Origin of the sequence: Mesorhizobium sp. M5C.F.Ca.IN.020.29.1.1 (assembly GCF_003997375.1) — a bacterium.
GTDB lineage: Bacteria > Pseudomonadota > Alphaproteobacteria > Rhizobiales > Rhizobiaceae > Mesorhizobium > Mesorhizobium wenxiniae.
Map to the genome: position 1 here is coordinate 1 of NZ_RZSW01000948.1, position 1,410 is coordinate 1,410.

The window sequence follows — 1,410 nt, forward strand, 5'->3', positions numbered from 1 at the left end:
TCCTGGGACCGCTTTTTCGCTCGTCCTCGTTTCAAAAAGAGGAGTCAGAACTGGTCATTCTAGTTACGCCTTACATTGTAAGACCAGGCTCCAACCCAAACCAGATGAGCGCACCTACGGAGCGAGCGGCACCGGCTTTGAACGGAGGGGGCGCTCCGACGAATTCCGTGGCAAGTCCCCCGCGAGACCGCGCTGCTATCCGTGCGGGCGCGCCAAGCGCCCAGGGCGGTCTCGGCTTCATCATCGAATAGTGTCGTCCAATGATGTTGCGTTTTATAGTCCTCTTTGTCGCTCTGGCACCAAGCGTAAGTGGCTGCACAAGCACTACGCCAGTTCATGTCGAACCATCGGCATCAATGCTTGTCCGAGAGGAGACCACCCTCCTGACGTTGCAAAGCCTGCGCGCTTCCGAACGGCAGCGTTTGCGTGATTTCCTAAACAAGGCCAGTCGCGGCCGATTCGATGCCCTCCACCTCCTCATCAGCGGTTCGCCCCAGCTCAGCGCAGGGGTAGCCCATCAGGCCAGGCAGTTGGCAATCGAAGCAGACAACATTCAATTGCTCGATCAACACGACGCCGGCTCAGTGCGAATTGAGGCGATTGTCTATCACGCCCGTCCGCCGGTCTGTCCCTCATATGGTGCCTTACCCAATGAAGAATCCTTCAAACAGCCGCTTGGTTGTTCGACAGGATTTAACCTGGCCGTGATGGTCAACGATCCGCGCGATCTGCTCGACAATCAGGCCGTCAAGTCCGGCGATGGCGATCGTGCTTCTGTACCAGTTGCCACTTACAGAACATTCGGGACGGATAAAGGTGGCTAATACCGGCCCTTATCTTGGCAGCACTCCTACCGGAGATTGAAAGCTTCCAATCTCGTCCTGATCTAAAATCAAAGGAACCGCTGGATGCAATATAGGCGCGATATCGCGGGCCTTAGGGCTGTTGCTGTACTTCCGGTCGTACTATTTCATTTCGGAATTTCGGCGATCCCGGGTGGCTTTAGCGGGGTCGATATCTTCTTCGTCATCTCCGGCTACCTGATCAGCGGAAGCCTCTTGGATGACCTTGAACGCGGCCAATTTTCGATCGTCAACTTCTACTGGCGCCGTGCCCGGCGCATTCTGCCGGCTCTCGTCTTTGTGATGCTTCTCACCTGCATTGCCGCATTGTTCATTCTTCTGCCATCGGATCTGCGCGAATTCGGTCTTAGCATCATAGCTGCCTCGACCTTCTGGTCGAACGTTTTTTTCTGGAAAACGTCAAGTTACTTCTCGATCGATGCCGCGCTTCGACCACTGTTGCACACCTGGTCGCTTTCCGTAGAGGAGCAGTACTACATCTTCGCCCCAATCCTGATGTTCCTAATCTATCGCTACATCGGGAAGCGCTGGCTGACGACACTTCTTC

The 1,410-nt window shown here is 55.2% G+C and carries 2 protein-coding genes and 1 pseudogene; all 3 read left to right on the forward strand.

Annotation, left to right across the window (positions count from 1 at the left end; all coding sequences use genetic code 11):
• Positions 1–251, forward strand: a pseudogene (locus tag EOA85_RS39665) (type II and III secretion system protein family protein); the annotation flags it as partial.
• Positions 252–263: 12 nt separating this feature from the next.
• Complete coding sequence (locus EOA85_RS35270; RefSeq protein ID WP_245486353.1) at positions 264–824, forward strand: CpaD family pilus assembly lipoprotein; 561 nt, start codon at positions 264–266, stop codon at positions 822–824.
• An 84-nt stretch (positions 825–908) separates the two neighbouring features.
• Positions 909–1,410: acyltransferase (locus tag EOA85_RS35275; protein ID WP_164760132.1), on the forward strand; the 502-nt coding region annotated here is incomplete at its 3' end.